A 25,909-nucleotide genomic window follows, 5' to 3' on the forward strand; every position below is an offset into this window, starting at 1 on the left:
GTGGTCTGATGGCGGCGCCACACACGACGGCAGTGGAGGAAGCCCGGTGCGATTCCGGGCGCGGTCCCGCCACTGTGACCGGGGAGCCCACCCCCACGTTCGGCCACTGCGACTGAGGGTCTCGACCCTCCCGAGCGGGAAGGTCGGGGGCGGGCGTCGATCCGGGAGCCAGGAGACTCTCGCCGTCGTCCCTGCCACCTCCGGGCGTGGACACCCGGGGAGAGGACGCGCGATGCGCGATCGATCTGCATGACCTATCCGTTCGGTGCCGTCGTGGGCATGGACGACATGCGCCTGGCGCTGCTCCTCAACGCCGTCTCCCCCGCCATCGGCGGTGTCCTCGTGCGCGGGGAGAAGGGGACGGCGAAGTCGACGACGGTCCGCGCCCTGGCCGCCGTCCTGCCACCGGTTGACGTCGTCCCGGGCTGCCGGTTCGCCTGCGACCCCGCCGCGCCCGACCCCGGCTGCCCGGACGGCCCGCACGACAGCGCCGTTGCTGGTCAGACCCGCCCAGCGCGCCTCGTGGAGCTGCCCGTCGGCGCCTCGGAAGACCGCGTCGTGGGCGCCCTCGATCTCGAGCGCGCACTCACGGAGGGGGTCAAGGCGTTCGAGCCGGGCCTGCTGGCCGCCGCCAACCGCGGGGTGCTCTACGTCGACGAGGTCAACCTGTTGCACGACCACCTGGTCGACCTGCTCCTGGACGCCGCCGCGCTGGGCACCGCCTACGTCGAGCGTGAGGGCGTCTCCGTGCGGCACGCGGCCCGGTTCCTCCTCGTCGGGACGATGAACCCCGAGGAGGGCGAGCTTCGCCCCCAGCTGCTCGACCGGTTCGGTCTCACCGTCGAGGTCGCCGCCCCCCGCGATCCGGCCGAACGGGCCGAGGTCGTCCGGCGCCGGTTCGCCCACGACGCCGACCCGGCTGCTTTCGCCGCCACCTGGGCGACCGACGAGGCCGCGCTCGCCACCCGGATCGCCGACGCGCGGGCCCGCCTCGCGCGCGTCGTCCTCTCCGACGGCGCGCTGCGCCAGGTGACCGCGGTGTGCGCGGCCTTCGACGTCGACGGCCTGCGCGCCGACATCGTCACCGCGCGGACCGCGATCGCGCACGCCGCCTGGTGCGGACGCGACGCGGTCACCGAGGACGACGTCCGGGTCGCCGCCCGGCTCGCCCTGCCGCACCGCCGCCGCCGCAACCCGTTCAACGCACCCGGGCTGGAGGAGGACACGCTCGACCAGGCGCTGTCCGACGCCAGGCCCGACGAGCCCGAGGACGACGGCCCCGAGGACGACGGCCCCGAGGACGACGGGCCCGGCGGCACCCCGCCCCCTCCCCCGCCTCCCGGCGTCGTCGACGACGGAGGTACCGCTGGAGGGCCGTCGACGCCGGACGTCCCTGGGGGTTCCGGTGGTGAGGGCGGTACCGGAACGAACAGCGGCGGGCCGGCGCCGGAGCGGGCGGCCGCGACGCCCGGCGATCCGTTTCGCACCCGACGGCTGGAGGTGCCGGGCATCGGTGCGGGCGCGGCCGGCCGACGGTCCAGGGCCCGGTCCGAGCGCGGCCGGCTGGTCGGTTCGACACGCCCCACCGGGGCCGTCAACAAGCTGCACCTGATCGACACCGTCCTCGCCGCCGCGCCCCACCAGGTCACGCGCGGCCGCCGCGGTCCCGGCCTCCGGATCGCCCGCGAGGATCTGCGGCAGGCGACGCTCGAGGGCCGTGAAGGAAACCTGGTCCTGTTCGTCGTCGACGCCAGCGGCTCCATGAGCTCACGGGCCCGCATGGGCGCGGTCAAGGGCGCTGTCCTCTCACTGCTGCTGGACGCCTACCAACGCCGCGACAAGGTCGGCCTGATCACGTTCCGAGGCTCCAACGCCGAGGTCGCGTTGCCGCCGACGTGGTCGGTGGAGGCCGCCGCGGCCCGGCTCACCGACCTGCCCACCGGCGGCCGCACCCCGCTCGCCGCCGGGCTCCTGCGCGCGCACGAACTGCTGCGGGTCGAGCGTGTGCGGGATCCGCAGCGCCGACCGCTGCTGGTCGTCGTCACCGACGGCCGGGCCACCGGGGCGCGCGGCGGCAGCCACCTGGCCGAGGCCCACGCCGCGGCCGGCCTGCTGGCGGCGGCGGGGACGGCGGGCGTCGTCGTCGACTGCGAGTCCGGCCCGGTCCGGCTCGGACTGGCCAGAACCCTGGGCGCCCACCTCGGGGCGCAGACCCTCCGCCTGGAGGAGCTGGCAGCCGATGCGCTCGCGGCGACGGTCCGCCAGGCCCGCCGGACACCTCTACGGAAGGCTGCCTGAGATGCCCCAGGGCAAGGTCGAGGTCGTCCCCGAGGACGGGCTGACCACCCGGCAACGGCGCAACCGGCCGCTGCTGGCCGTCCACACCGGCCAGATGAAGGGCAAGTCCACCGCCGCGTTCGGCATGGCCATGCGCGCGTGGACCCAGGGCTGGTCGATCGCGGTGTACCAGTTCGTCAAGAGCGCCAAGTGGAAGGTCGGCGAGGAGAACGCCCTCACCGCCCTGGGCCGGTTGCACGAGCAGACCGGCGAGGGCGGTCCGGTGGTCTGGCACAAGATGGGCAGCGGCTGGAGCTGGTCGCGCCGGCAGGGCACCGAGGTCGACCACGCCGCCGACGCCGCGGAGGGCTGGGCGCAGATCAGGCGCGACCTCGCCGCCGAGGCGCACCGCTTCTACGTGCTCGACGAGTTCACCTACCCGATGAAGTGGGGCTGGGTCGACGTCGACGAGGTGGTGGCGACCCTCGTCTCCCGGCCGGGCAACCAGCACGTCGTCGTCACCGGGCGCGACGCGCACCCGAAGCTGATCGAGGCGGCCGATCTCGTCGTGGAGATGACCAAGGTCAAGCACCCGATGGACGCGGGCCAGAAGGGCCAGCGGGGCATCGAATGGTGAGTTCGGGTGGGCGGATGGTGCCACGGCTGGTGCTGGCCGCGCCGAGCAGCAACGCCGGCAAGACCTCGGTCGCCACCGGGCTGATCGCCGCGTTCACCGCGCGCGGGCTGGCCGTCTCGCCGCACAAGGTCGGTCCCGACTACATCGACCCCGGCTACCACGGCCTCGCAGCCGGCCGCCCTGGCCGGAATCTGGACCCGTGGCTGGTCGGTGAGGAGCGGGTCGCCCCGCTGTTCCTGCGCGGGGCGCTGCATCCGGCTCCCGCGGACCTGGCGGTCGTCGAGGGGGTCATGGGCCTGTTCGACGGGGCGACCCACCCCTCGGTGGAGCCCGGCTTCGCCTCCACCGCGCACGTCGCGACGCTGCTGCGCGCCCCGGTGGTGCTGGTCGTGGACGCCTCCGCGCAGGCCCGCAGCGTCGCCGCCCTCGTGCACGGCTTCGCCACCTTCGACACAGGCGTCAGGCTGGGCGGAGTGATCCTCAACCGGGTCGGCAGCGACCGGCACGAGGCGATCCTGCGGGCGTCGCTCGGGGCGGCCGGCGTGCCGGTGCTCGGCGCGATCCGGCGGCTGGAGCAGCTGCACACGCCGTCCCGGCACCTCGGTCTCGTGCCCGCGGCCGAGCGGTCGACGGAGGCGGTGACCACCGTGCGACGGTTGGGCGAGGTGGTCGCCGACGGGGTCGACCTGGACGCCGTCCTCGCGCTGGCCCGCACCGCTCCCCCGCTCGACGCCGCCGCATGGGATCCGGCCACCGAGGTCCGGCCCGTCACCGGGCGGCCGCGGATCGCCGTGGCCGGTGGCCCGGCCTTCACCTTCGGGTACACGGAGAACGCCGAGCTCCTGAGCGCCGCCGGCGCCGAGGTGGTCCCCGTCGACCCGCTGCGCGACGAGGCCCTGCCGGACGGGACGGCGGGGCTCGTGATCGGTGGCGGCTTCCCGGAGGTCTACGCCGCAGAGCTGTCGGCCAACGAGGCGCTGCGTGCCGACGTCGCTGCCCTGGCCGCCGCCGGGGCGCCGGTCGCGGCGGAGTGCGCAGGCCTCCTGTACCTCGCCCGAGAGCTGGACGGCGTTCCGATGTGCGGCGTCCTCGACGTGCGGACGGCGATGTCGCCGCGGCTGACGCTCGGCTACCGCGCGGCCGTCGCGACCGGGAACTCGGTGCTGGCCGCGGCGGGGACGCGGGTGCGCGGGCACGAGTTCCATCGCACCCACGCCGAGCCCGTCGCGGGCCCGACGCCTGCCTGGCGGTGGTCGGCCGCCGGGACGGAGGGTTTCGCGGCGGGCAGCGTGCACGCCTCCTACCTGCACCTGAACTGGGCCGGGGCGCCCGCACTGGCGCACCGGTTCGTCACCGCCTGCGCGGCCGCCGGCTCCGCCGGGCCGACGCGGCGCGCGGAGCGGCAGCATGCCCATCGCTGAGGGCTTCCCGCCTACGTCGCCGAGGGGTGATGTGCTGACGGTGGGGATCGGCGCGATGTCGGGGGTCAGCGCCGACGAGGTGCTCGCCGCCGTCGACGCCGTCCTCCCTCCCGGCACCGCCGCCGTGCGGCTCGCCACCGTGGACTGCCGCGCGTCGGAGCCGGGCCTCACGGGTGCCGCCGCACGGCGAGGATGGCCGCTGACCGGGTACACCGCGGCGGAGCTGTCCAGGGTCCCGGTTCCCACACCGTCCACCCGCGTGGCCGCGCTGGTGGGGACGCCGTCGGTGGCCGAGGCCGCGGCGTTGATTGCCGGCGGGACGCTGGTGATGAGGAAGACAGTGGTCGGCCGCGTCACGGTGGCGGTCTCGGCATGACCGATCTCCGTCACCACGGGGACGCCGAGCTCGCCCCCGGGCTGGTCGACCTGGCGGTGAACGTGCGGCCCGGCGCTCCGCCGCCGTGGCTGCGGACAGTGCTGCACGAGGCGCTCGACCAGAGCGCCCGCTATCCGGACGGCGGCCCCGCGCGTGCCGCGGTCGCCGCCGCGCACGGCCGGGATCCCGCCGAGGTGCTGCTCACCTCGGGGGCTGCGGAGGCCTTCGTGCTGCTGGCCCGGGCGCTGGCGCCGCGCCAGGCGGTCCTCGTCCACCCGTCCTTCACCGAGCCGGACGTGGCGCTGCGCTCGGCGGGGCATCCGGTGTCCCACCTGGTGCTCAGTGCCGATGACGGTTTCCGGCTGGATCCGGGGGCCGTCCCGGACGACGCCGACCTGGTCGTCCTCGGCAACCCCACCAACCCCACCTCGGTGCTGCACCCCGCGGCAGACGTCGCCGCGCTCACCCGGCCGGGCCGGGTGCTTGTGGTCGACGAGGCGTTCGCCGACACCGTCCCGGGCGAGCCGGCGTCCATGGCCGGAAGGCGCGACCTCCCGGGTCTGCTCGTCGTCCGCAGCCTGACCAAGACCTGGGGGCTGGCCGGCCTCCGGGTCGGCTACGCGCTCGGGCGGGCAGACCTGATCGGCGCGCTCGCCGCCCACCAGCCGCACTGGCCGGTCTCCACCCCGGCCCTCGCCGCGCTGGAGGCCTGCAGTTCTCCGGGAGCCCGCGCGGAGGCCGACGCGGTCGCCCGTGAGCTGGCCGGCCGGCGGGCCGCGCTGCTGGACGCCCTCCCGACGGGCGTGACGGTGGAGGGCGACCCCTGCTCGTCCTTCGTGCTGCTGCGCGTCCCCGACGGCGCACGGGTGCGGGGGGCGCTGCGCGACCGGGGGTGGGCGGTGCGCCGGGGGGACACCTTCCCGGGGCTCACTCCGGACCACTTCCGGATCGCCGTCCGCGACCCGGTGACCTCGCGCGCCTTCTCGGCTGCACTGGCCGAGGTCATGACCATGCACCACGTCCCCGAGGAGAACCGTTGCTCACCCACCCGACGCCGTTCCCCGACACGCTTCTCGGTGCCACCATCGCCGCCGTCATCCCCCGGGACGCCGCCGCCGAGCGGGCCGCCCGCGAGCGACTGGACGCGATGACGAAGCCGCGAGGTTCGCTCGGCGTCCTGGAAGACGTCGCGGCCCAGCTGGCCGGGATCGCCGGCAGCTGTCCCGCGCCCCTCCCCACCCCCGCGACTGTTGCCGTGTTCGCCGGGGACCACGGGGTGCACGCCCAGGGCGTCACGCCGTGGCCGCAGGAGGTGACCGCGCAGATGGTCGGCAACTTCCTCGGCGGCGGAGCCGTCGTGAACGCCTTCGCCGCCGAGGTCGGTGCCACGGTGGTCGTGGTCGATGTGGGCGTCGCCGGCCCGCTCGACCCGGCCGACGGACTGCTGGACCGGAAGGTGCGGCTCGGCACCGCCGACCTCTCGGTGGAGCCGGCCATGACCCCCGACGAGGCCCGCCGTGCCGTCGAAGTGGGTATCGAGGTCGCGACATCGCTGGCACCCGGCTCGGGCTGCCTGATCACCGGCGACATGGGGATCGCGAACACGACGGCCTCGGCGGCGCTCGTGTGCGCCTTCACCGGGGCAGCCCCCGCCGCCGCGACCGGCCGCGGCACCGGCGTGGACGACCCGACACTGGCCCGCAAGGTCGAGGTCGTCACCCGGGCCGTGAGCCGGCTGACCGAGCCGCCCACGACCCCGGAAACGGCACTGGCCGTCCTGGCAGAGATCGGCGGTCTCGAGCACGCAGCCCTCGCGGGATTCATCATCGGGGCTGCTGCCTCCCGCACGCCGGTCCTGCTCGACGGCGTGATCGCGGGCTCCGCTGCGCTCGTCGCTGCCGCCCTCTGCTCTCCGGCCCTGGAATACGCGCTGGCCGGGCACACCTCCGCGGAGCCGGGTCACGGCTTCGCCCTGGCACACCTCGGTCTGCGGCCGCTGCTCGGCCTGGACCTGCGCCTGGGCGAGGGCACCGGCGCGGTCCTGTCACTGCCCCTGGTGACCAGCGCGGCACGCGCGCTGCGCGACGTCGCGACGTTCGACTCCGCCGGCGTGACCGAGAAGAGCGGATGACCGCCGGTGACGACAGGCCCGGGGTCCTGTACCCCGTGGGCCTCCCGTTGCTCGACCGGCGAGTGGTCGTGGTCGGCGGCGGCCAGGTCGCGCACCGACGCGTGGCCGGGCTGCTGGACGCCGGGGCCCGGGTGACCGTGGTCAGCCCGGAACTGACCACGGCACTGGAGGCGCGCGCCGCGGCCGGGGCCATGACGTGGGTGCGACGTCGGTACGAGGCCGGGGACCTCGACGGGGCCTGGTATGCCGTGGCGGCGACCGGCGACCCGGCAGTGGACTCGGCGGTGGCCGCGGAGGCCGATAGGAGTCGCCTGTTCTGCGCGCGGGTCGACGACCGTGCCGAGTCGAACCCCTGGACCTCACCGGCCGGTCGGCCAGGCGATCTCGTGGCTGCGGAGGCCGGCGGTGTCGTCGGCGGAGCCACCCGGGCCGACGCGGGCGCCCGGACCGGGTGCGTGGTCCTGGTCGGCGGCGGTCCCGGCGACCCGGGCCTGATCACGGTGCGGGGCCACCAGGCGGTCACCCAGGCCGACGTCGTCGTCGCCGACCATCTAGGGCCCCAGTCGCTGCTCGCCTCGCTGCCGCCCGAGGTCGAGGTCATCGATGCCTCGAAACTGCCGCGCGGGCGCTCGATGGCCCAGGAACAGATCAACGCGTTGCTGGTCGAGCGCGCGCTGGCGGGCAAGCGCGTCGTGCGACTCAAGGGCGGTGACCCGTTCGTCTTCGGCCGCGGGATGGAAGAGGTCGAAGCCTGCATGTCCGCCGGGGTGCCGGTCGAGGTGGTCCCCGGTGTGACCAGCGCCGTCTCGGTGCCGGCACTGGCCGGTATCCCGGTGACGCACCGCGGCCTCACGCACGAGTTCGTCGTGGTCTCCGGACACGTGCCACCCGGGCACCCCGACTCGCTCGTCGACTGGGCTGCCATCGGACGGCTACGGGGCACCGTCGTCGTCCTCATGGGGGTGGAGACCGCAGCCGCTGTCGCGGGCGCGCTCATCGCCCATGGACGGGCGCCCGACACGCCGGTGGCGGTCGTCACCGACGGCTCGACGCCCAGTCAGCGGGTCCTTCGCACCACTCTCGCCGGGCTTCCTGCCGCCATGGCCGAGGAAAAGATCCGGCCACCCGCGGTCTGGGTCGTCGGGGATGTCGTGCGACTGACCCCCCACCTCGACCCGCTGGTTGGCCATCGGTGAGATGCGGCATCTACGACTGGCAGTGGTGACGCTGTGCCGTTGAAGGATGCAGTCCGCGTGGCGCTGGTGGGCAGCCGTCATCAGCTCCCGGGGACGACTTCGTGGCATGATTGTGGCATGAGTAGAACACGGCTTAGCACGACCGTCGACGACGACCTCCTCCAGGCCGCTCGACGTGTGCGATCCGGTGACACCGACGCCGCCATGATCGATGAGGCGCGGCGCGCGCTGGTGGCGCGCCACCGTTCGGCCGAAGTCGAGGCGAGCTACTCCGCCTACGACGAACACCCGCTCGACGAACCAGACGAGTGGGGTGATCTGGCGTCGTTTCGCGAAGCCGCTGGACGGTCGTGACCACGCTGCCCTCGCGCGGTGAGGTCTGGTGGTGCGAGCTGGCCGAGATCGGGCGCCGCCCGGTCGTGGTCCTCTCCCGCGACGCGGTGATCCCCCGACACCGGCGCGCACTCGTCGCACCATGCACCACCACCATCCGCGGCCTCGTCAGCGAAGTCGGCCTCGAGCCCGGCGAGGACCCGGTCCCCCGCCGCTGCGTGGTCAACCTGGACTCGATCGAGAGCGTCTCTGTCGCGGTCCTCGTCGAGCGGCTCGGACGGTTGGCAGACTCGCGCATACGGCAGATCTGTGAAGCCCTCGCCGTCGCGGTCGACTGCGCGGACTGACACTTCTCGATCCATGCCGCCGGCCACCGTCCCGCACGACTTGCCCGGTGAGCCGTCCCGGACGGGGAGGACAAACGGACCCCGCTCCTCGGGGCCGGCGTGGGCAGCAATGGCGCCGCGTACCGCATCGCTCGACCGGCCGCTGGGTGAGCGACAACGAGGAGCCGCTCCTCCGGCCGGCCCTGTGGCTCTGAGGCCACGCAGAAGGCACGCAACTAGCCCAACATGGCGCTGAGCAGCCGAGATGGTGCCTGGAGTCCCACGCCTTCCAAGCTGACTGTGTGGGTTCGATTCCCGTCACGCGCTCAATTGCGATGTCGCGGGACACGGTTCACAGGTGTCGCGCGACATCGTTCATGTTCTGGCCTGTGGTTGGTAGTCCCGGGGCGGGTACGCCCACGGCCGGTGGCAGCCGTACCGGGCCGGTGACTTCGCCCTGGTCCACGAGCGCGGCGTGCACGGCTTCCGGAATGACACCGACGACCCCACCTCGTTCCTCATCCTGTACACCCCGGGCATCGCCCGCGTGAAGTTCTTCGCCGAGATCGCGGACCTGGCCAACGGCGGGCGCACGCTGCAGGGACACGCGCGCACCGCGTTGTACGCCCGACACGACCAGGTCATGGTGGACGACTGAGCCTCGATCCACCGTCGATCTTGCTGGGTCGAGTCGATGTCGAGCTGATCCTGTTCGCGGGCGGTTGACGTGGCAGGGCCGCCCGCCCGTGCGGCGCTTCCGCTGCTGCTCTCCGGTCGGGGCGCGAGGGTGGTCGGGCGTGAGCAAGGGCCGGTGTTCGGGGGCCGATAGTCGGCTCGATCCGGCGCAACGAGCCGCCTCACGCGTGCGGGCCGGGCTCGTGGTAACCGCGTTGTAGATCGAGTTCAGCAACGCCTGGCCAGGGCGGATGTCGGCTCTGCGGCCGGGCTCGCGCGACCCGCCTCCGGGGCCGTGGGCGACTGGCACTCAGCGGGCGGTTGACACCCGCGGCGCGCGGTGAAGGATGGGGTCCGAGGACGGCCACACGTGATGGGCCGCCCCCGCACCGACCCGCGGTCGATTCCGACCGGTCCGGACCTGGAGGGGGTGGGGCCCGGTGGCCCCCAGTCCGAGAACACCTCTGCCGTGCGCACCGTCGGCGCTGGACGAGGCGGTCGACCACGTGACCCGCGCCGCGCTGTGGTCCGGCCCGGTCGGGGCAGTCGGCCTGGAGCTGGAGGGGCACCTGGTCGACCCGGCCGCCCCCGCTCGTCGAGTGCCGTGGGGACGCATCCGCGCCGCCGTCGGGTCGGTGGGGGCGCTCCCGGGCGGGAGCCGCGTGACCGTGGAGCCGGGCGGGCAGGTGGAGCTGTCGAGTCCTCCGCTGCCGGGGGTCGCGGCAGCCGTCGCGGCGCTGCGCGCCGACCGGGCCGTGCTCGCCAGCGCGCTGACCGACGCGGGCCTGGCGCTGGCGATGGTCGGCGCGGATCCGCTGCGCTCCCCGGGGCGGGTCAACCCGGCCCCGCGCTACGCTGCGATGGCCGAGCACTTCGCCGCGGTGGGCTGCGCGCCGGCGGGCCTGGCGATGATGACCAGCACTGCGTCGCTGCAGGTCAACCTGGACGCGGGCCCCGCCGCCGGGTGGCCGGACCGGGTGGCGCTGACCCACCAGCTGGGCCCGGTGCTGGTCGCGCTTTCCGGCTGCTCGCCGCTGCTTGACGGGCGGAGCACCGGCTGGCGTTCGACCCGGCAGCGGATCTGGGGCGAGCTGGACCAGGCGCGGTGCGGGCCGCTGCTCGGCTCGGGTGACCCGGCCGCGGGGTGGGCCGCCTACGCGCTGTCGGCGCCGGTGATGCTGGTGCGCGATCCCGGCCGGGGGTCGGCGGAACCGGTCCACGGCCGTACGACGTTCGCCGACTGGGTGACCGGCGAGGCCGAGCTCGGCGGGCGACGGCCCACGCCGGCGGACCTGGACTATCACTTGACCACGCTGTTCCCGCCGGTCCGCCCCCGCGGATGGCTGGAGATCCGCTACCTGGACGCCGCACCGGAGCCGTGGTGGCCGGCACTGGCGGCGGTGACCGCCACTCTGCTGGACGACCCCCTCGCCGCCGATCGGGCCGCGGCCGCCAGCGCCCCGGTCGCCGGGGCCTGGGATCGCGCGGCCCGATTCGGCCTGGCCGACGCCGGCCTGCGCCGCGCCGCTCGTGCCTGCCTGGCTGCCGCGCTGGACGCCGTCCCGGCCGAGCTGCGCCCGGCAGTGACCGCCCTGGCCGAACTGGCGGACCGGGGCGCGAGCCCCGGGGACGCCCTGCTGGCTGCCGCCCGCACCGGCGGGCCGGCCGCTGCCCTGCTGGCCGGCATCGACCTGCCGGAGGGACATCGATGACCGACCTGCCCGGCCGGCTTGCCGCCGAGCTCGCCGCCGCCCGCGACCGCACGCTGCTGCTCACCGACCACGACGAATCGGAGCTGCTGCGCCAGCACAGCCCGCTGATGAGCCCGCTGGCGTGGGACCTGGCGCACGTGGGCCAGCAGGAGGACCTGTGGCTGCTGCGCCGCGGCGACGGCCAGCGGCCCGGGCTGCTGCCCCCGGACGTCGACGCCCTCTACGACGCGTTCACCCACCCGCGCGCCATCCGCGTCCGGCTGCCGCTGCTGCCGCCGGTGGAGGCGCGGGCGTTTTGCCGCGAGGTGCGCAGCCGGGTGCTCGACCGGCTCGACCACTTCTCCGAGGCCGACGACCCGTTCGACTTCGCGATGGTGGTCAGCCACGAGCAGCAGCACGACGAGACGATGCTGCAAACCCTGCAGCTGCGCCCCGGCCCGCCGCTGCTGGAACCGGGTGATCCCCTGCCCTCGGGCCGGCCCGGCGTCGCGGGCACCTCCGTGCTCGTGCCGGGCGGGCCCTGCCGCCTCGGGGTCGACGCCACCGACGAGCCGTTCTCGCTGGACAACGAGCGGCCCGCGCACTGGGTCGACGTGCCCGGGTTCCGCATCGGCCGGGTGCCGGTGACCAACGCCGAGTACGCCGCCTTCGTCGCCGACGGCGGCTACACGACGGCCCGCTGGTGGTCGCACCGCGGCTGGGAGCACCGGCGGCAGGCCGGGCTGGATCGGCCGCAGTTCTGGGGCCGCCACGGCACCCGGACCCGGTTCGGCGTGGTCGAGCCCCTGCCACCGGACGAGCCGGTCCAGCACGTCACGTTCTTCGAGGCCGAGGCCTACGCCGCCTGGGCGGGCGCCCGGCTGCCGACTGAAATGGAGTGGGAGAAGGCGGCGGCCTGGGACCCCGTCACCGGCCGCCGCCGGCGCTTCCCCTGGGGCTCGGCCGAGCCGACCGCGGCCCTGGCCAACCTGGGGGGCGGTGCGCTGCGTCCGGCACCCGTCGGCGCCTACCCGGCGGGCGCGTCGGCGTACGGGGTGGAGCAGCTGATGGGCGACGTCTGGGAGTGGACGTCCTCGCCGTTTCGGCCCTGGCCGGGCTTCCGGCCGATGCTGTACGCCACCTACTCCGCGCCGTTCTTCGACGGCGACTACCGGGTGCTGCGCGGCGGCTCGTGGGCGGTGGCCACCTCGATCCTGCGGCCGAGCTTCCGCAACTGGGACCACCCGATCCGGCGGCAGATCTTCAGCGGCATCCGGCTGGCCTGGGACGCCTGATGTGCCGACACCTCGCCTGGCTGGGGCGGCCCAGGACCCTGGCCGACCTCGTGCTCGACCCGCCGTCCTCCCTGCTGGTGCAGTCCTGGGCCCCGCGGCGGCAGCGGTACGGCGTGGTGAACGCCGACGGCTGGGGGGTCGGTTTCTACGTACCCGGCCGGGCCGAGCCGGCCCGCTGGCGGTCCGCCCGCCCGCTGTGGAGCGACGCTTCGTTCGCCTCCGTCGCACCCGTGGTGAACTCCGGCTGCGTGCTCGCCGCGGTGCGCTCGGCGACGCCGGGCATGCCGATGGAGGAGAGCGCCGTCGCGCCGTTCACCGACGGCCGCTGGCTGCTCTCGCACAACGGCAGGGTCGACCGAGCGGCGCTCCCGCCGTCGCGGCAGGCGGAATCCGCCTGCGACAGCGCGCTGCTTGCCGCCCTCGTCTTCGCCCGCGGGGCCGCGCGCCTCGCGGCGACACTCCGGGAGGTGGCGGCGCTCGACCCCGCCGCCCGGCTCAACCTCCTCGCCACCGATGGCACCCGGCTGCTCGCCACCACCTGGGGCGACACCCTCTCGATCCTGACCACCCCCGAGGGCACCGCGCTGGCGAGCGAGCCCTACGACGACGACGGCCGCTGGTGCGACGTCCCCGATCGGCACCTGGTCGAGGTCGGCCCGGACGGTGTCTCGCAAACGCCACTGGAGGAACCCGCATGACCATCCCCCTCGTCACCCACCTCGGCCCCGACGACACCACCGCGGCGCTGCGCGCCGACGCCCTCGCGGGGCTGACGTCGACGCCGAAGACCCTGCCGCCGCGCTGGTTCTACGACGAGCTCGGCAGCGAACTGTTCGACGAGATCACCCGGCTGCCCGAGTACTACCTCACCCGCGCCGAGAGCTCGGTGCTCCAGACCCATGCGGCCGGCATCGCCGCAGCCACCAGTGCCGATGTGCTGGTCGAGCTCGGCAGCGGGACGTCGGAGAAGACCCGGCTGCTGCTGACGGCGCTGCGCGAGGCCGGAACGCTGCGCCGGTTCGTGCCCTTCGACGTCGACCCGTCCGTGCTCCGGTCGGCCGCCGCCGCACTGGTCGAGGAGTACCCCGGGCTGGCCGTCGAGGCGGTCGTCGGCGACTTCACCCGGCACTTGGACGAGCTGCCGCGCGACGGCCGCCGGCTGGTCGCCTTTCTTGGCTCCACCATCGGCAACCTGGCGCCGGCCGAGCGGGAGGCCTTCCTCGCCGTCCTGGCGGGCACGCTGGTCCCAGGCGAGGCGTTCCTCCTCGGCACCGACCTGGTCAAGGATCCGGCCCGGCTGCTGCGCGCCTACGACGACGCCGCCGGCGTCACCGCCGCGTTCAACCGCAACGTGCTCGCCGTGCTCAACCGGGAGCTGAAGGCAGATTTCGACCTCGACGCCTTCGACCACGTGGCGCTCTGGGACGCGTCGGCTGAGTGGATCGAGATGCGCCTGCGGTCCCGGACCGCCCAGACGGTCAGCGTGGCCGCACTCGACCTGGAGGTCCGATTCGCCGCCGGCGAGGAGCTGCGGACGGAGATCTCGGCCAAGTTCCGCCGCGCCGGTGTGGAGCGGGAACTGGCCGCCGCCGGCCTGACCATGACCCACTGGTGGACCGACGCCGCCGGCGACTTCGCGCTCTCGCTCGCCGTCCCCGCCTGAGTTGCTTCGGCGGCGGTGCCCGGTAGAGACGCGCGTGGGCTCGGCAGCGTTCCGCAGTGTCTCCGCCGCTCCGGCCCGACGTCGCCGCGCCGATCGGCCACCCGGCCGGCACAGGTCCACGCCCTCGAGCCGCGAGCCGAACACGACCGCGGGAACTCGGTGTTTCCCGTCGGTATGAGCGGTGCGCCGTCAGCGGATGGCCTCGCTCCCCGCTGGGTCGAACAGCCGCCGCAGCGCCTCGACGTAGAGTCGCCCGTCGGGGTCCGCGGCGAGTTCCCGCGCGCGGACGGTGGGCCCGTGCAGGAACTTGCGCAGGATGCGGTGCACGGCCGCCTCGGTCTCGACCCGGTGCTGCTCGGTGAGATCGGGGAGCCGACCGGACAGGCGGACCATCTCGGATGCGGCGAGCGCGTCGACGCGGGCGCGCATCGCCCCGATGATCGGCCCCGACTCCGCCGCGCGTTGCGCATCCACGCAGGCGGCCACCTCCTGGGCGATGATCGCGCGGACCACCGGCATGTCGTCGGGTCTTCGTGCCTCGGCGAGGTGCCGGCCCAGCGCCGCGATGTCGACGAGCGTGACGCCGGCCAGTCGGCCGACCTCCGACTCGACGTCCGGAGGCATACCGAGGTCCAGCACGAACATCGGGCGGCTGCTGGCGGCCGACCGAGCGGCGCGGACCTGCTCTGCCAGCACGAGCGGAGCGGGGCAGCCGGTGGCGGTGACCAGCAGATCGGTGTCGGCGAGCGCGGTGGGGACGTCGTCCGCCCCTAGCGGCGTGCCGCCGACGGACGCGGCCAGCCGCGTGGTCGCGGGCTCGTTGCGGCCAGCCACCGATAGCCGCCCCACCCCGGCCTGGTGCAGCAGCCGGACGGCGAGCTTGCCCGCACCACCGGTCCCCAGGACGAGGGCATGGCGGCCCTCGAGCCCGCCGAGCGCCTCCCCGGCCAGCCCCAAGCCGGTTCGCGCGAGCGAGATTCCTGCTGAACCGATCCGCGTCCGCGTCCGCGCCCGCTTGCTGGCCCGCAACGCCGCGTCGATCAGGCGGGTGAGCACCGGGCCGGCGGTTCCTGCCTCGGTGGCCGCGTGGGTGGCGGCTCTGAGCTGGGCGACGATTTGGTCCTCGCCCACTGCCATCGAGTCCAACCCGCACGCGACGGTGAACAGGTGCTCGACCGCCGCGGCGTCGACCCGAGTGCGCGCCGTCCGCAGGTACTCGCCGACCGGGACGGGCCCTCTGGCGGCCATCAGGTCCGCAACTGCCCCGGTCACCTCGGCCACCGGTCCGCGGGTCGCCGCGTAGACCTCGAGCCGATTGCAGGTCGACAGCACGACCACCTCGTCGATGGGCGGCGTGCCGCAGAGCCGGGCCAGCACGTCGTCGAGCTGTGCGGAGGGCACGACCAGCTTCTCCAGGAGCTCCACCGGGGTGATCCGATGAGAGAGGCCGACCGAGACGATCGTCATCGCTTGCGCCCCTCCTGTTGCTCCCGTCACGGTCATCGTCTGAGCCGGGCGGAAGGGCGGTCAACCCCAAGATTGGGGCTACGGGTGGCCCTATGCCGGGGAAGCTGCGCCAGGTGTGAGGCCCTGTTGACATCGACGACCGTGCCACTGGGGAAGCGCGCGTCGGGCGAGGCGAGCCATACGACGGCCGAGGCAACCTCCTCCGGGCAGGCCACCCCTTCGTACCCGGACCAACATCGTCATCGCACAGAAAGCAGTCGTCGTCCTGGTAACGACCTGGACGCGGGGTCAATTTTCGGCCGTGGCGGATTCGCGTAGTCGTCGCAACGCTGACCGGTTCACCCTGCCAGTTCCGTCTCCATGACGCGGGCTGGGCTGCGCCAAGTGAGTCGCCTCCGCGGGCGGCTGTTGATGCGCTGTTCGACCGCCCGTAGATCGGCGAGCGTGAAGGTGCGCAGATCGCTGCCCTTGGGGAAGTACTGGCGGAGGAGTTTCGTTGGTGTTCTTGTGGTGCCGCGCAGCCACGGGGTGGCCGGCGGCGCGAAGAAGATGCCGTCGGCGAAGTGCTCCTCGAGCAGGTGGTGGTAGGCCATCTCCGAGCCCTGGTCCCAGGTCAGGGTCTCCCGGGCCAGCGTCGGAAGGTCGGCGAGGACCGGGAGCATGGCGACGCGCAGGTGCTCGGCGCTGTGCCCGTCGCGCAGGTGCACCAGCCGTAGGTAGCCGGTGCGCCGGTCGACCAGGGTGCCGATCGCCGAGCGGCTGGCCCGGCCGACGATCAGGTCGCCCTCCCAGCCGCCGATCCGGGCGCGTTCCTCGACCACGGGCGGGCGCTCGTGCAGCAGCCGGCCCGGCGCGGCGAAGCGCGGCGTGCGCGCCATCGGGCTGCGCCGGCGCTTCCGCAGTGGCCGTCCGGTGCGCAGCTTCTTGGTCAATGCCCTGCTCAGGCCGCCTTTTCCGCCGTGGTAGAGGGCCTGGTAGATGGTCTCGTGGCACAGGTGCCACGCCGGCCGGTCGGTATGGGCCTCGCGCAGATGCGCCGCGATCTGCGCCGGACTCCACTCCTCCTCCAGCAGGGCCTGGACGATCTGTCGCAGTTCCGGATCCCGGGACAGGAGCGGACGCCCCGGCCGCCGCGATCGCTCTCGAGCGCGAGCGCGGGCCAGGTCACCGTCGTAGACGCCGCGATCGTGCGGTCGGAGATGGCGGCAGAGTTCCCGGCTGATCGTCGACGGGGACCGTCCCAGCCGACGGGCGATCTCGCGGACGCCGAGCCCTCGTCCACGTAGGGTGGCGGTCAAGCCCGCTGGCGTGGTGTGTGTCGACCTCCGCGTGATCTTTGGTTCTCTCAGGCGCTGAGCGCCGGGATGGTCACCTCCTCGATCGTGGTGTCGGTGTCGGAAACGGGTCGGAGGCGGCAGCGGGCGAGGACGTCGAGGCCGAGGTAGCGGCGGCCTTCGGTCCATTCGTCGTGCTGCTCGGCGAGCACGGCACCGACCAGGCGGATCGCGGAGTCGCGGTCAGGGAAGATGCCCACGACGTCGGTGCGCCGGCGGATCTCGCGGTTGAGACGCTCGCTGGGGTTGTTGCTCCAGATCTGCCGCCAGACCTCCTTGGGGAAGGCGGTGAAGGCCAGCACGTCGGGGCGGGCGGCCTCGAGGTGCTCTGCCACCCTCGGCAGCTTGTCGGCCAGGGCGTCGAGCACCCGGTCGAACTGGGCGTGCACCGAGGCGGCGTCGGGCTGGTCGTAGACCGAGTGCAGCAGCGCGCGCACCCACGGCCAGCTGGCTTTCGGGGTCGCGGCCATCAGGTTCGCGGCGTAGTGGGTGCGGCAGCGCTGCCAGCCGGCGCCGGACAGGGTCGCGCCGATCGCGTCGACCAGCCCGCGGTGGGCATAGGAGGTGACCAGGGCGACGCTGGTGAGGCCACGGGCGGTCAGGTCGCGGAAGAAGGCCAGCCAGCCGGCGCCGTCCTCGGCGGAGGTGACCTGCAGGCCGAGGATCTCCCGGTGCCCGTCGGCGTTCACCCCGGTGGCGACGAGAGCGTGCACGTTGACCACTCGGCCGCCTTCGCGGACCTTGAGCGTGAGGGCGTCGGCCGCGACGAACGTGTAGGGCCCTTGGTCGAGGGGCGGTGGCAAAAGTCCGCGACCTGCCCGTCGAGGTCTTTGGCCATCTCGCTGACCTGGGACTTCGACAGGCGGGTGATCCCGAGGCTCTCGACGAGCTTCTCCATCCGCCGGGTGCTCACCCCGAGCAGGTAGCAGGTGGCGACCACGGTGGTCAGCGCCCGCTCGGCCCGCCGGCGGCGTTCGAGCAGCCAGTCGGGGAAGTACGAGCCGGACCGCAGCCTGGGGATGGCGAGGTCCAGCGTGCCGGCCCGGGTGTCGAACTCCCGGCTCCGGTAGCCGTTGCGGACGTTGGTCCGCTCCTCACTGCGCTGGCCGTAGTCGGCGCCGCAGACGGCGTCGGCCTCGGCCTCGGCGGACATCAGCGTGTTGATGAGCGTGGTCAGCATCTGCCGCAAGCAGATCCGGTGAAGCCTGGGCCAGCTGCTCGTGCAGGAAGCGGGCAGGGTCGATCATGGGTGCGGCGGTCATCGCGTGGAACTCCTCGATCTTGAGCGGGAACTCAGTTCGAAGAGTCACGCGGTGGCCGCCTGCACGTCTACGCCAGCGCCCTCACCGGGCTGCTCGCACACCACCTTGGGGGAAGCCACTCCGCGAGCACGCCGCTCTCGATCGGTGACCTGCTGCGTTGTAGCCCCATATGTTGTGCACCTCGACCTCGCCCGACGACCGGAGGACGCGACAGATGACCGAGGACCTCGCATCGGCCGCGCCAGCGCCGCCGCCGCACCAGGAAGCGGACCGGGAGTTCCTCGGTCTCGCGATCGAGCAGGCGCGACTCGGGTGGGCCGAGGGCGGTGTGCCCATCAGCGCTGCTCTGGTGCACGACGGGCAGGTGCTCGCCGTCGGTCGCAACCGCCGGGTGCAGATGGGCAGCGCGATCCGGCATGCGGAGACCGACTACATCGAGCAGGCCGGGCGGCTGCCCGCGTCGGTGTACCGGAGGAGCCCGGTGACGGAACGCGACGCGGCGACGCTGGCCACCAGTGCCTTGGCGGCACAGGCCGGCGCGTGGGGAGTGCGGGTCCACGACGTGGCGCCCACCGTCGACGCCGTCCGCACCGTGGCCGCGACCCTTGCTCACCGGCGCCACGGGACGTCCGGGCGATACGCCGCCAGGCGGGCTGGATGAGCTCTTCTGCGGCCTGGGCCCGGTTCGACGACCTGGTGTCCGGAACCGCCCTGCTCTTCTCGCCCCCGCACCGCGTCCTCACCGCGCGTCGTCCGGAGGACGTCGTGCCCGTGCTGGCAGAGGTGGACCGAGCCACCGCCCGCGGTGATTGGGCCTTCGGCTACGTCTCCTACGAAGCGGCGAGCGGCCTCGACCCCACGCTGGCGGTGAGTACGGGCAGCCCGGAGGACCCGCCGCTGTCGTGGTTCGGCCTCTGCCGGCCCCCCGCCCAGGTCGCCCCGGTGGACCGCCCAGCCCGGAACGCGCCGGCCGCCGCGTGGGCACCCGGCTGGAGCGCCGACGAGCACGCCCGCGCCGTCGCCCGCGTGCGCGACTACATCGCGGCCGGCGAGACGTACCAGGTCAATCTCACCGATCGACTGCGCACGAGGCTCGACGGTGACCTGCGCGAGTGGTATGCCGGGCTCGCGCTGGCCCAGCGCGGCGCGTCCAACGCCTACCTCGACCTGGGACGCCACGTCATCGCGAGTGCGAGCCCGGAGTTGTTCTTCGACTGGACCGGCGACCGGCTGCGCACCCGCCCGATGAAGGGCACCGCCACCCGGGGCCGCACCACCGCGACCGACCGGGAGCAGGCTCACCGGCTGCGGACCAGCGACAAGGAACGCGCCGAGAACTTGATGATCGTCGACCTGCTCCGCAACGACGTCGCCCGCGTCGCCGAGGTCGGCACGGTGGACGTGCCGGAGCTGTTCGCCCTCGAGCGCTACCCGACCGTGTGGCAGCTGACCTCCGAGATCACCGCACGGACACGTCCGGACGTCGACCTGGTCGACGTCTTCCGGGCGCTGTTCCCGTGCGGCTCGGTCACCGGCGCCCCCAAGACGCGGACGATGCAGCTGATCCGAGACCTGGAGAGCGGTCCCCGCGGCGTCTACTGCGGCGCGATCGGCCTGGTCGCCCCGCCCGGAGCCCCGTTCCGGGCACGGTTCAACGTCGCCATCCGCACCGCTGTGATCGATCGGGCCACCGAAACCGCCGTCTACGGCGCCGGAGGGGGCATCACGTGGGACTCCGACCCGGCCGCCGAGCACGCCGAGCTGCTGGCCAAGGCCGCTGTCCTCACCGCGCCGCCCCCGGACTGCGAGCTGCTCGAGACGCTCGCCTACACGCCCGGGGAGGGCCTACGGAACCTCGACCGGCACCTGGCCCGGCTCGCTGACTCGGCCGAGTACTTCGGCCATCCCTGTAACCTCGCTGAGATCCGGCGGGCCGTCGACGCGGCACTGCCTGATCGCGGCGAGCCGGCACGGGTCCGCATCCGGCTGTCACGCCGAGGCCGCGTCTCGGTCGACATCGGCACTCTCCCGGCCGCCTCCCGCGTCCCGGTCTGCCTGGCGATCGACGACCTTCCGGTCGACTCAGCGAGCGTCTGGCTCGCTCACAAGACCTCGCGCCGCGACGTCTACGAGGACCGTGCCGCGTGCCATCCCGGAGCTGACGACGTCGTCCTCGTCAACGAACGGGGCGAGGTCACCGAGACCACGGTCGCCAACCTCGCGATCCGGATCGACGGCTGCTGGTGGACGCCGCCGGTCTCCGCCGGGTGCCTTCCCGGCGTGGAGCGCGCCCGGCTGCTGGAACGGGAAGTGCTGCAGGAGCGCGCCTTGAGCATCGCCGACCTGCACGACGCCACCGGCCTCGCGGTGGTCAATTCGCTGCGCGGCTGGCGTCCCGCCGTCCTGATTCCCGGGTGACTGCCGCCTGAACCCAGGTCACCTCCGCCGTCCCCGGCGCTCCGTGGGGCCCGGATGGACTGCCGGGGCACGCTGCCCGGAAGGCTTAGGAGCCGGTATCGGCGTGCACGGGTGACGTCCCGCCCCGTGATGTAGTCCAGTCCGGTTCGCGGGCTCTTCTGCAACTCGGACCATGACGCCATCCGGGTCGGCTACAACTACATGCGTTCGCTAGCTACCGAATGGGTCCGGACCTGGGTCAACGCCAGCGCCCGCAGACCTCAGGCGTGTGAGGAAGTGCGCCCAACCGATCGCGTGCTGGGACGCCTCCCCTATGGGCAGGTCTCGGTGCTCGACGGTGAGCTTGGTCCCTCCGGCTACGGCCTCGAAGGTGACTTCGACCGTACTGCTGCCGGGCGGCAGCACCGACGAGCCGGCGTGGCCCCAGGCGATCACCAGTCGCCGTGGCGGGGCGACCTCGATGGAGTGGACGGAGATGTCGACCTTTCACGAGACGGTGAAGATCAAGGCCGATCCGGACGTGACCTGGGGGCCGGCGATCTGGTCGCCGTCGATCGCTGAATCCCGGGAATCGCCAGCCTCACGATGGACGGCCCGACCCGGGTGTGCACCTTCAAGGACGCCGGGGTCAGCGCGATCGTCAGCCGCCTGCGTGAATCGCCGGCGCGAGTGACGGAGGTTGCGGCGCCCATCCCCATCTCGCGCACCGCCGTGTCCGCGCACATCCGCGTGCTGGAGGGTCCTGGCGGGAGCCAGCGGCATGACGAGAGGCAGCAGCGCCAGCTCGTCGACCCAGCAGCGCGGCAGAGTGGCACCACCGGGCACGGTCGCATGTCAGGCCAGAGCGCCGTCGTCGTCTCACCCCACCTGACAGCCCATCCCCGCACTCGGTCCCGGAGCGCTCCGGGTGCCATGGACGACGATCACCCGAGGTCGCTTTGGGTCGAGGGCTCGTGCCCGGCAGCGGACTGGTGGCGGGACAGGTGCCGTGTGTTCGTCATAGGCCGAGGACCAGGCGCAGCGCGGCGTCAACCTGGCGCAGTTCATCGAAGCTGAGGTGCCCGGCCGACTCTCCCAAGCGATGCGGATCCACGGCACTGGTCTGCTCGGCCAGCACCCGGGTCGGGCGGCCCTCGATGGACACCTCCGGACGGAAGGTGGCCGCCCGTGCCGAGGTGGACGTGGGCGCGACCAGCCAGGTCGACAGCGGTAGCAGGTCGGACTGGACGACGACCGCGTAGCGGACGCCGGCCTGCTCATGGCCCCGGACCCCACGGGGAGCGCGCAGGCGGTAGACCTCACCACGCACGCAGTGTCTCCATATCCCGAAGAACCTGAGCCGCCTCGGCGCGGTCGGCGTCGTCGCTTGCCAAAGCAGCGGCCTCTACGCGCAACCTGTCCTGCGCTGCCGTCTTGGCGGCCTCGATCAGAGCTGCTCGAACGGCGGTGGAGACGGAGGTGCCGTCTTGCGTCAGGACGGCCAGCGCCCGCCGGGCGTCTTCATCGGGACGGAAGGTGATCGTCTCAGCCATGCTTCCAGTGTCTCACGGGATGTAAGACGTGGCAGGAGCTGTCGGGAGGCCCTCCGGAGGCGAGCCCGAGGCTGAGGCAATCGGAAGGCACGGACGCTGCCCGATAAGCCACTGACCAGTAAAGACACCGCTCAGAGAAGCAAGCCTTCCAGGCTGGCCATGGCGGTTCGATCCCGGTCACCCGCTCCACCGCGGTGTCGCGGGACACCGTTCACAGGTGTCCCGCGACATCGTTCGCGTCGCGGCCTGCACCGCACCCGCACGTATCTTGGTCGGCTAGGAGCGTCTACCGGGATCCGGAGCCGGGACAGCGTCAGCCCGGTTCCCGCCATGGCCATCGACAAGCAGCACTCGTCCGACCCAGGGGCGGATCAGCGGTGCAGCTCCACGATCACAGTCCGGCCGTGTCGATCGAGCAGGCACGGAAAAGGCCTGGGGCTCCCCGCTCGCGTCGTACGCCACGACCCGGGGGCACGAGCACCGGTTTCTCGACGTGCTCGCGGAAAGGCATCTCAGCGGTGCGGCTGCACGACGACGCCCGGCGCCGGAGATCTCGGGCTGCAGGCCGCCGCGCCTGTCGGTTCCTCGGTGCGGTCATCCGACGTCTATCGTGCCGACATGGCGTGGCACTCACTGGACGGCGCTCTGAACTTCCGAGAGGTAGGAGGTCTGCCCACCTCCGATGGTCGACGTCTCCGGCGTGGACGCCTGTTCCGCAGCGACACCCTGCAATTTCTCACCGAGGACTCGGTCCGCCGGCTGACCACAGATCTGGGTGTGGCGACGGTGGTCGACCTACGGCTGCCCTACGAGGTCCAGGTGGAGGGCCGCGGTCCGCTCGCCGAGCTGCCGCACCGCTACCACCACCTGCCCTTCCTGGTACGGGGCAGCGAGCAGCAGGGCAACGCCACTCCTCGCTTCACCAGCGAGGACGACGTCATCGTGCAGCACTACCTCGGCTACCTGGCGAGCTCCCCCGACGCCGTCGCCGGAGTCGTCGCAGCCCTGGCCGAGCCCGGCGCTCTCCCCGCGGTCGTGCACTGCGCGGCGGGCAAGGACCGCACGGGAGTGGCCGTCGCCGTGGTGCTCACCGCCGTGGGGGTGCCCGCCGACGTGATCGCCGCCGAGTACGCAGCCGGCGCCGAGCGCATGGACGAGGTCTTCGGCCAGCTGCGCCGGATGAAGAGCTACGGCGAGCGGCTGGACGCGCTGCCGGCCGAAGCCCGGATCACCGAGGCGACGACGATGGCCCGATTCCTGGCCGCGGTCGAGCGGGAGTACGGCGGTGTCCGCCGGTTCCTCGACGACCAGGGGGTCGACGACGCGATGGTGGAGCAGCTGCGCGAGCAGCTGACCGAATCGGCCGGTTGAACCGGGCCAGCATTCGGGTCAGAGGCGTTCGAGCACCGTGGCGTTCGCCATCCCGCCGCCCTCGCACATGGTGACGAGGCCGTACCGCCCGTCCCGGTGGTCGAGGACGTCGAGAAGCGTGGCCAGCAATCGACCGCCGGAGGCGCCGACGGGGTGCCCGTAGGCGATCGCCCCTCCCCAGGCGTTGAGCAGCTCCGGGTCGGCCCCGTACTCGGCCTGCCAGGCGAGCACCACCGATGCGAAGGCCTCGTTCACCTCGATGGCGTCGAGATCGGCGAGCTGCAGTCCGGCCCGCGCCAGCACCTTCCCGGTGGCCGGGATCGGGCCGGTGAGCATCATGATCGGGTCGTCCCCCACGACGGTCCCGGCGACCACCCGTGCGCGCGGCTCCAGCCCGAGCCTCCGCGCCCCACGCTCGGACACCACGAGCGCCGCGGCCGCACCGTCGGACACCTGCGACGAGGACCCGGCCGTGACGACCCAGCGGATCTCCGGGAAGCGCGCCGCCGTGGCCTCGTCGAGGAAGGCCGGGCGCAGCCGGGCCAGACCTTCCGGCGTCGTCCCCTCCCGGATGCCTTCGTCGGCGGCGACCGTGCCGCGCTCGGTGGCCACCGGCACGATCTGGCGCTCGAGCAAACCGGCGGCCCGCGTCGCGGCGGCGCGCTGCTGCGAGCGAGCGGCGAAGTGGTCGCAGTCCTCGCGGGTGAGCCCCCACTTCGCCGCGATGAGTTCGGCCGAGATCCCCTGGTGGACCAGCCCCTCGGGCCAGCGAGCCCGCAGCCGAGGACCCTGGGCATCCGCGCCCTGCCGGTCGGCCCGCATGGGCACCGTGCCCATCATCTCCACGCCGCAGGCAACCACGACATCCTGCGCGCCACTGGCCACCGCCTGCGCGGCCAGGTGCAGTGCCTGTTGCGCGGAGCCGCACTTGCGGTCGACGGTCATCCCCGGCACCGAGGCCGGCCAACCCGCGGCCAGCACCGCGTGGCGAGCGATGTTCCCGGCCTGCTCCCGGGCCGGGATGCCGCACCCGGCGACGACGTCGTCGACCTCGCCGGGGTCGACGCCCAGCCGCGTCACGAGCGACTCGAGCACACCGGCGAGCAGGTCGACCGGGTGCACTCCCTGGAGCGCGCCGTCGGGCCGGCCGCGGCACACCGGGGTGCGGATCGCATCGACCACCAGAGCTGTGCCGTCCATACGGCGACGCTACTAGGGTTCGGACGCAGACATCGGATGTTTGGCACTGGGCCGAACGAGGACGGGAGCGCATCGTGGACTTCGCGCCGGACAGCCGGACCACCCAATTGGCGGCAGAGCTGCGCGCCTTCGTCGACACTCGCGTCATACCGAGCGAGCCGCTGTTCGCCGATCAGGCGCAGACCTCGGGCTGGGATACTCCGGCGGTCATCGAGGAGCTCAAGGCCGAGGCGCGGTCCCGGGGGCTGTGGAACCTGTTCCTCCCCCGGGAGCACCACGAGCGCCACGGCTACGGCGCGGGGCTGACCAACCTGCAGTACGCACCGCTGGCCGAGATCACCGGGCGCAGTCCCCTCATCGCCCCGGAGGCGGTGAACTCATCCGCACCCGACACCGGCAACATGGAGCTGCTCTCCCTGTTCGGCACCGACCAGCAGCGGGAGGAGTGGCTGGAGCCGCTGCTCGCCGGGGAGATCCGCTCGGTCTTCTCGATGACCGAGCCCGCTGTCGCCTCCTCCGACGCCACCAACATCGCCACGGCCATCCGGCGCGACGGCGATGACTACGTGATCCAGGGGCGCAAATGGTGGTCGTCGGGTGCGATGAGCCCTCGGTGCCGGGTCGCGATCGTCATGGGGGTCACCGACCCGGAGGCCGACCCGCACCGCAGGCAGTCGATGATCCTCGTCCCGCTGGACACCGCCGGCGTCCGGATCGAGCGGGCGACCAGCGTGTTCGGCTACACGGACAGCACCCACGGCGGCCACGCGGTGATCCACTACGACGACGTCCGCGTGCCGGCCGAGAACCTGCTGGGCGAGCCGGGGTCGGGATTCGCGCTCAGCCAGGCCCGGCTCGGCCCCGGGCGCATCCACCACTGCATGCGGCTGCTCGGCATGGCCGAGCGGGCCGTCGAGCTCACGGTCGACCGGGTGAAGGCACGGGTCGCGTTCGGCAAGCCGGTGGCCGAGCAGGGTGTCGTCCAGCATTGGATCGCCCAGTCCCGCATCCAGATCGAGCAGGCCCGCCTGCTGGTGCTCAAGACCGCCTGGCTGATCGACACCGTGGGCAACCAGGGCGCCCGCACCGAGATCGCCGCGATCAAGGTGGCCGTACCCGAGGTGACGAAGTACGTCGTCGACCGCGCGATCCAGGCGCACGGTGGGATGGGGGTCAGCCAGGACACCCCGCTGGCCGCTCTCTACGCGCAGGCGCGGCTGCTGCAGATCGCCGACGGCCCGGACGAGGTCCACGAGATGGTCATCGCCCGCAGGGAATTGCGCGCCCGCTGACCCGGCGGGCCC

General features: G+C 73.3%; 24 protein-coding genes, 1 pseudogene and 1 riboswitch. Of the genes and pseudogenes, 18 read left to right on the forward strand and 7 right to left on the reverse strand.

Features of this window, described 5'->3' with window-relative positions; genetic code table 11:
* Nucleotides 1-36 precede the first annotated feature (36 nt).
* Nucleotides 37-178, forward strand: a riboswitch (cobalamin riboswitch).
* A gap of 71 nt (nt 179-249) precedes the next feature.
* From ABD644_RS08310 to egtD, 14 genes are all read left to right on the forward strand, one after another.
* A complete protein-coding gene (locus ABD644_RS08310; RefSeq protein ID WP_344688298.1) occupies nt 250-2,298 on the forward strand; it encodes a putative cobaltochelatase in 2,049 nt (682 codons plus the stop codon).
* A 1-nt stretch (nt 2,299) separates the two neighbouring features.
* The gene (gene cobO / locus ABD644_RS08315) at nt 2,300-2,914 is read left to right on the forward strand and encodes a cob(I)yrinic acid a,c-diamide adenosyltransferase (RefSeq protein WP_344688300.1); all 615 of its coding nucleotides are present in this window, start codon (nt 2,300-2,302) and stop codon (nt 2,912-2,914) included.
* Nucleotides 2,915-2,928: 14 nt separating this feature from the next.
* Nucleotides 2,929-4,335 carry a cobyrinic acid a,c-diamide synthase CobB gene (locus ABD644_RS08320; protein ID WP_344688302.1) on the forward strand — a complete coding sequence of 469 codons (1,407 nt, stop codon included), beginning with the start codon at nt 2,929-2,931 and terminating at the stop codon, nt 4,333-4,335.
* Nucleotides 4,322-4,711 carry a cobalamin biosynthesis protein gene (locus ABD644_RS08325; RefSeq protein WP_344688303.1) on the forward strand — a complete coding sequence of 130 codons (390 nt, stop codon included), beginning with the start codon at nt 4,322-4,324 and terminating at the stop codon, nt 4,709-4,711. Before ABD644_RS08320 ends, ABD644_RS08325 begins: the two co-directional genes overlap by 14 nt.
* Complete coding sequence (gene cobC / locus ABD644_RS08330) at nt 4,708-5,862, forward strand: Rv2231c family histidinol phosphate aminotransferase CobC (protein WP_344688304.1); 1,155 nt, start codon at nt 4,708-4,710, stop codon at nt 5,860-5,862. The genes ABD644_RS08325 and cobC overlap by 4 nt, the downstream gene beginning before the upstream one ends.
* A complete protein-coding gene (cobT, locus tag ABD644_RS08335; protein ID WP_344688305.1) occupies nt 5,748-6,842 on the forward strand; it encodes a nicotinate-nucleotide--dimethylbenzimidazole phosphoribosyltransferase in 1,095 nt (364 codons plus the stop codon). The genes cobC and cobT overlap by 115 nt, the downstream gene beginning before the upstream one ends.
* Nucleotides 6,839-8,038 (forward strand): uroporphyrinogen-III C-methyltransferase, encoded by a 1,200-nt coding sequence (cobA, locus tag ABD644_RS08340; protein WP_344688307.1) that lies wholly within the window; start codon nt 6,839-6,841, stop codon nt 8,036-8,038. The genes cobT and cobA overlap by 4 nt, the downstream gene beginning before the upstream one ends.
* A gap of 57 nt (nt 8,039-8,095) precedes the next feature.
* The gene (locus ABD644_RS08345; RefSeq protein WP_344688308.1) at nt 8,096-8,392 is read left to right on the forward strand and encodes a type II toxin-antitoxin system VapB family antitoxin; all 297 of its coding nucleotides are present in this window, start codon (nt 8,096-8,098) and stop codon (nt 8,390-8,392) included.
* Nucleotides 8,389-8,718, forward strand: coding sequence for a type II toxin-antitoxin system PemK/MazF family toxin (locus ABD644_RS08350; RefSeq protein ID WP_344688309.1), 330 nt, complete (start codon nt 8,389-8,391; stop codon nt 8,716-8,718). The genes ABD644_RS08345 and ABD644_RS08350 overlap by 4 nt, the downstream gene beginning before the upstream one ends.
* A 454-nt stretch (nt 8,719-9,172) precedes the next feature.
* Entirely contained in the window at nt 9,173-9,355 is a 183-nt protein-coding gene (locus ABD644_RS08355) for a hypothetical protein (RefSeq protein WP_344688310.1), read from the forward strand.
* Between the two features lie 523 nt (nt 9,356-9,878).
* Nucleotides 9,879-11,084 (forward strand): ergothioneine biosynthesis glutamate--cysteine ligase EgtA, encoded by a 1,206-nt coding sequence (egtA, locus tag ABD644_RS08360; RefSeq protein WP_344688311.1) that lies wholly within the window; start codon nt 9,879-9,881, stop codon nt 11,082-11,084.
* A complete protein-coding gene (egtB, locus tag ABD644_RS08365) occupies nt 11,081-12,358 on the forward strand; it encodes an ergothioneine biosynthesis protein EgtB (protein ID WP_344688312.1) in 1,278 nt (425 codons plus the stop codon). The genes egtA and egtB overlap by 4 nt, the downstream gene beginning before the upstream one ends.
* The gene (gene egtC / locus ABD644_RS08370; RefSeq protein WP_344688313.1) at nt 12,358-13,056 is read left to right on the forward strand and encodes an ergothioneine biosynthesis protein EgtC; all 699 of its coding nucleotides are present in this window, start codon (nt 12,358-12,360) and stop codon (nt 13,054-13,056) included. Before egtB ends, egtC begins: the two co-directional genes overlap by 1 nt.
* Nucleotides 13,053-14,021 (forward strand): L-histidine N(alpha)-methyltransferase, encoded by a 969-nt coding sequence (gene egtD / locus ABD644_RS08375; RefSeq protein ID WP_344688314.1) that lies wholly within the window; start codon nt 13,053-13,055, stop codon nt 14,019-14,021. The genes egtC and egtD overlap by 4 nt, the downstream gene beginning before the upstream one ends.
* Before the next feature lie 189 nt (nt 14,022-14,210).
* Here the strand turns inward: egtD and hemA are convergent, their stop codons facing one another.
* The 3 genes and pseudogenes from hemA to ABD644_RS08390 all read right to left on the reverse strand — a co-directional run bounded on the left by hemA (nt 14,211) and on the right by ABD644_RS08390 (nt 18,084).
* A complete protein-coding gene (gene hemA, locus ABD644_RS08380) occupies nt 14,211-15,488 on the reverse strand; it encodes a glutamyl-tRNA reductase (protein WP_344688315.1) in 1,278 nt (425 codons plus the stop codon).
* Between the two features lie 338 nt (nt 15,489-15,826).
* Nucleotides 15,827-16,786 carry an IS30 family transposase gene (locus ABD644_RS08385; RefSeq protein WP_344688316.1) on the reverse strand — a complete coding sequence of 320 codons (960 nt, stop codon included), beginning with the start codon at nt 16,784-16,786 and terminating at the stop codon, nt 15,827-15,829.
* Between the two features lie 47 nt (nt 16,787-16,833).
* Nucleotides 16,834-18,084 (reverse strand): annotated as a pseudogene (locus ABD644_RS08390) (IS256 family transposase).
* Nucleotides 18,085-18,298: 214 nt separating this feature from the next.
* Between ABD644_RS08390 and ABD644_RS08395 the strand changes: the two are divergent.
* Nucleotides 18,299-18,745, forward strand: coding sequence for a tRNA-specific adenosine deaminase (locus ABD644_RS08395; protein ID WP_344688318.1), 447 nt, complete (start codon nt 18,299-18,301; stop codon nt 18,743-18,745).
* A complete protein-coding gene (pabB, locus tag ABD644_RS08400; RefSeq protein ID WP_344688319.1) occupies nt 18,742-20,502 on the forward strand; it encodes an aminodeoxychorismate synthase component I in 1,761 nt (586 codons plus the stop codon). Before ABD644_RS08395 ends, pabB begins: the two co-directional genes overlap by 4 nt.
* A gap of 210 nt (nt 20,503-20,712) precedes the next feature.
* On the opposite strand, the gene ABD644_RS22700 is transcribed toward pabB, so the two are convergent.
* From ABD644_RS22700 to ABD644_RS08410, 3 genes are all read right to left on the reverse strand, one after another.
* A complete protein-coding gene (locus ABD644_RS22700; protein ID WP_425547416.1) occupies nt 20,713-20,979 on the reverse strand; it encodes an SRPBCC family protein in 267 nt (88 codons plus the stop codon).
* A 520-nt stretch (nt 20,980-21,499) separates the two neighbouring features.
* Nucleotides 21,500-21,811: a type II toxin-antitoxin system PemK/MazF family toxin gene (locus ABD644_RS08405; protein WP_344688320.1), complete on the reverse strand. Its 312-nt coding sequence runs from the start codon at nt 21,809-21,811 to the stop codon at nt 21,500-21,502.
* On the reverse strand, nt 21,801-22,034 hold the full coding sequence (locus ABD644_RS08410; RefSeq protein WP_344688321.1) for a hypothetical protein: 234 nt from the start codon (nt 22,032-22,034) through the stop codon (nt 21,801-21,803). The genes ABD644_RS08405 and ABD644_RS08410 overlap by 11 nt, the downstream gene beginning before the upstream one ends.
* 618 nt (nt 22,035-22,652) lie before the next feature.
* On the opposite strand from ABD644_RS08410, the gene ABD644_RS08415 reads away from it, so the two are divergent.
* The gene (locus ABD644_RS08415) at nt 22,653-23,405 is read left to right on the forward strand and encodes a tyrosine-protein phosphatase (protein WP_344688322.1); all 753 of its coding nucleotides are present in this window, start codon (nt 22,653-22,655) and stop codon (nt 23,403-23,405) included.
* A gap of 18 nt (nt 23,406-23,423) precedes the next feature.
* Here the strand turns inward: ABD644_RS08415 and ABD644_RS08420 are convergent, their stop codons facing one another.
* Nucleotides 23,424-24,605, reverse strand: coding sequence for a thiolase family protein (locus ABD644_RS08420; RefSeq protein WP_344688323.1), 1,182 nt, complete (start codon nt 24,603-24,605; stop codon nt 23,424-23,426).
* A gap of 74 nt (nt 24,606-24,679) precedes the next feature.
* Here ABD644_RS08420 and ABD644_RS08425 point away from each other — a divergent pair, with 74 nt between their 5' ends.
* The gene (locus ABD644_RS08425; RefSeq protein WP_344688324.1) at nt 24,680-25,897 is read left to right on the forward strand and encodes an acyl-CoA dehydrogenase family protein; all 1,218 of its coding nucleotides are present in this window, start codon (nt 24,680-24,682) and stop codon (nt 25,895-25,897) included.
* The last annotated feature ends 12 nt before the right edge of the window (nt 25,898-25,909 follow it).

This window comes from Blastococcus jejuensis (assembly GCF_039534705.1).
Classification (GTDB): Bacteria; Actinomycetota; Actinomycetes; order Mycobacteriales; family Geodermatophilaceae; genus Blastococcus_B; species Blastococcus_B jejuensis.

Coding starts and splice junctions, on each gene's coding strand:
- ABD644_RS08310 (WP_344688298.1), top strand. CDS start 250: ATGACCTATCCGTTCGGTGCCGTCGTGGGCATGGACGACATGCGCCTG.
- cobO (WP_344688300.1), top strand. CDS start 2,300: ATGCCCCAGGGCAAGGTCGAGGTCGTCCCCGAGGACGGGCTGACCACC.
- ABD644_RS08320 (WP_344688302.1), top strand. CDS start 2,929: ATGGTGCCACGGCTGGTGCTGGCCGCGCCGAGCAGCAACGCCGGCAAG.
- ABD644_RS08325 (WP_344688303.1), top strand. CDS start 4,322: ATGCCCATCGCTGAGGGCTTCCCGCCTACGTCGCCGAGGGGTGATGTG.
- cobC (WP_344688304.1), top strand. CDS start 4,708: ATGACCGATCTCCGTCACCACGGGGACGCCGAGCTCGCCCCCGGGCTG.
- cobA (WP_344688307.1), top strand. CDS start 6,839: ATGACCGCCGGTGACGACAGGCCCGGGGTCCTGTACCCCGTGGGCCTC.
- egtB (WP_344688312.1), top strand. CDS start 11,081: ATGACCGACCTGCCCGGCCGGCTTGCCGCCGAGCTCGCCGCCGCCCGC.
- egtC (WP_344688313.1), top strand. CDS start 12,358: ATGTGCCGACACCTCGCCTGGCTGGGGCGGCCCAGGACCCTGGCCGAC.
- egtD (WP_344688314.1), top strand. CDS start 13,053: ATGACCATCCCCCTCGTCACCCACCTCGGCCCCGACGACACCACCGCG.
- hemA (WP_344688315.1), bottom strand. CDS start 15,488: ATGACGATCGTCTCGGTCGGCCTCTCTCATCGGATCACCCCGGTGGAG.
- ABD644_RS08395 (WP_344688318.1), top strand. CDS start 18,299: ATGACCGAGGACCTCGCATCGGCCGCGCCAGCGCCGCCGCCGCACCAG.
- pabB (WP_344688319.1), top strand. CDS start 18,742: ATGAGCTCTTCTGCGGCCTGGGCCCGGTTCGACGACCTGGTGTCCGGA.
- ABD644_RS08410 (WP_344688321.1), bottom strand. CDS start 22,034: ATGGCTGAGACGATCACCTTCCGTCCCGATGAAGACGCCCGGCGGGCG.
- ABD644_RS08415 (WP_344688322.1), top strand. CDS start 22,653: ATGGCGTGGCACTCACTGGACGGCGCTCTGAACTTCCGAGAGGTAGGA.
- ABD644_RS08420 (WP_344688323.1), bottom strand. CDS start 24,605: ATGGACGGCACAGCTCTGGTGGTCGATGCGATCCGCACCCCGGTGTGC.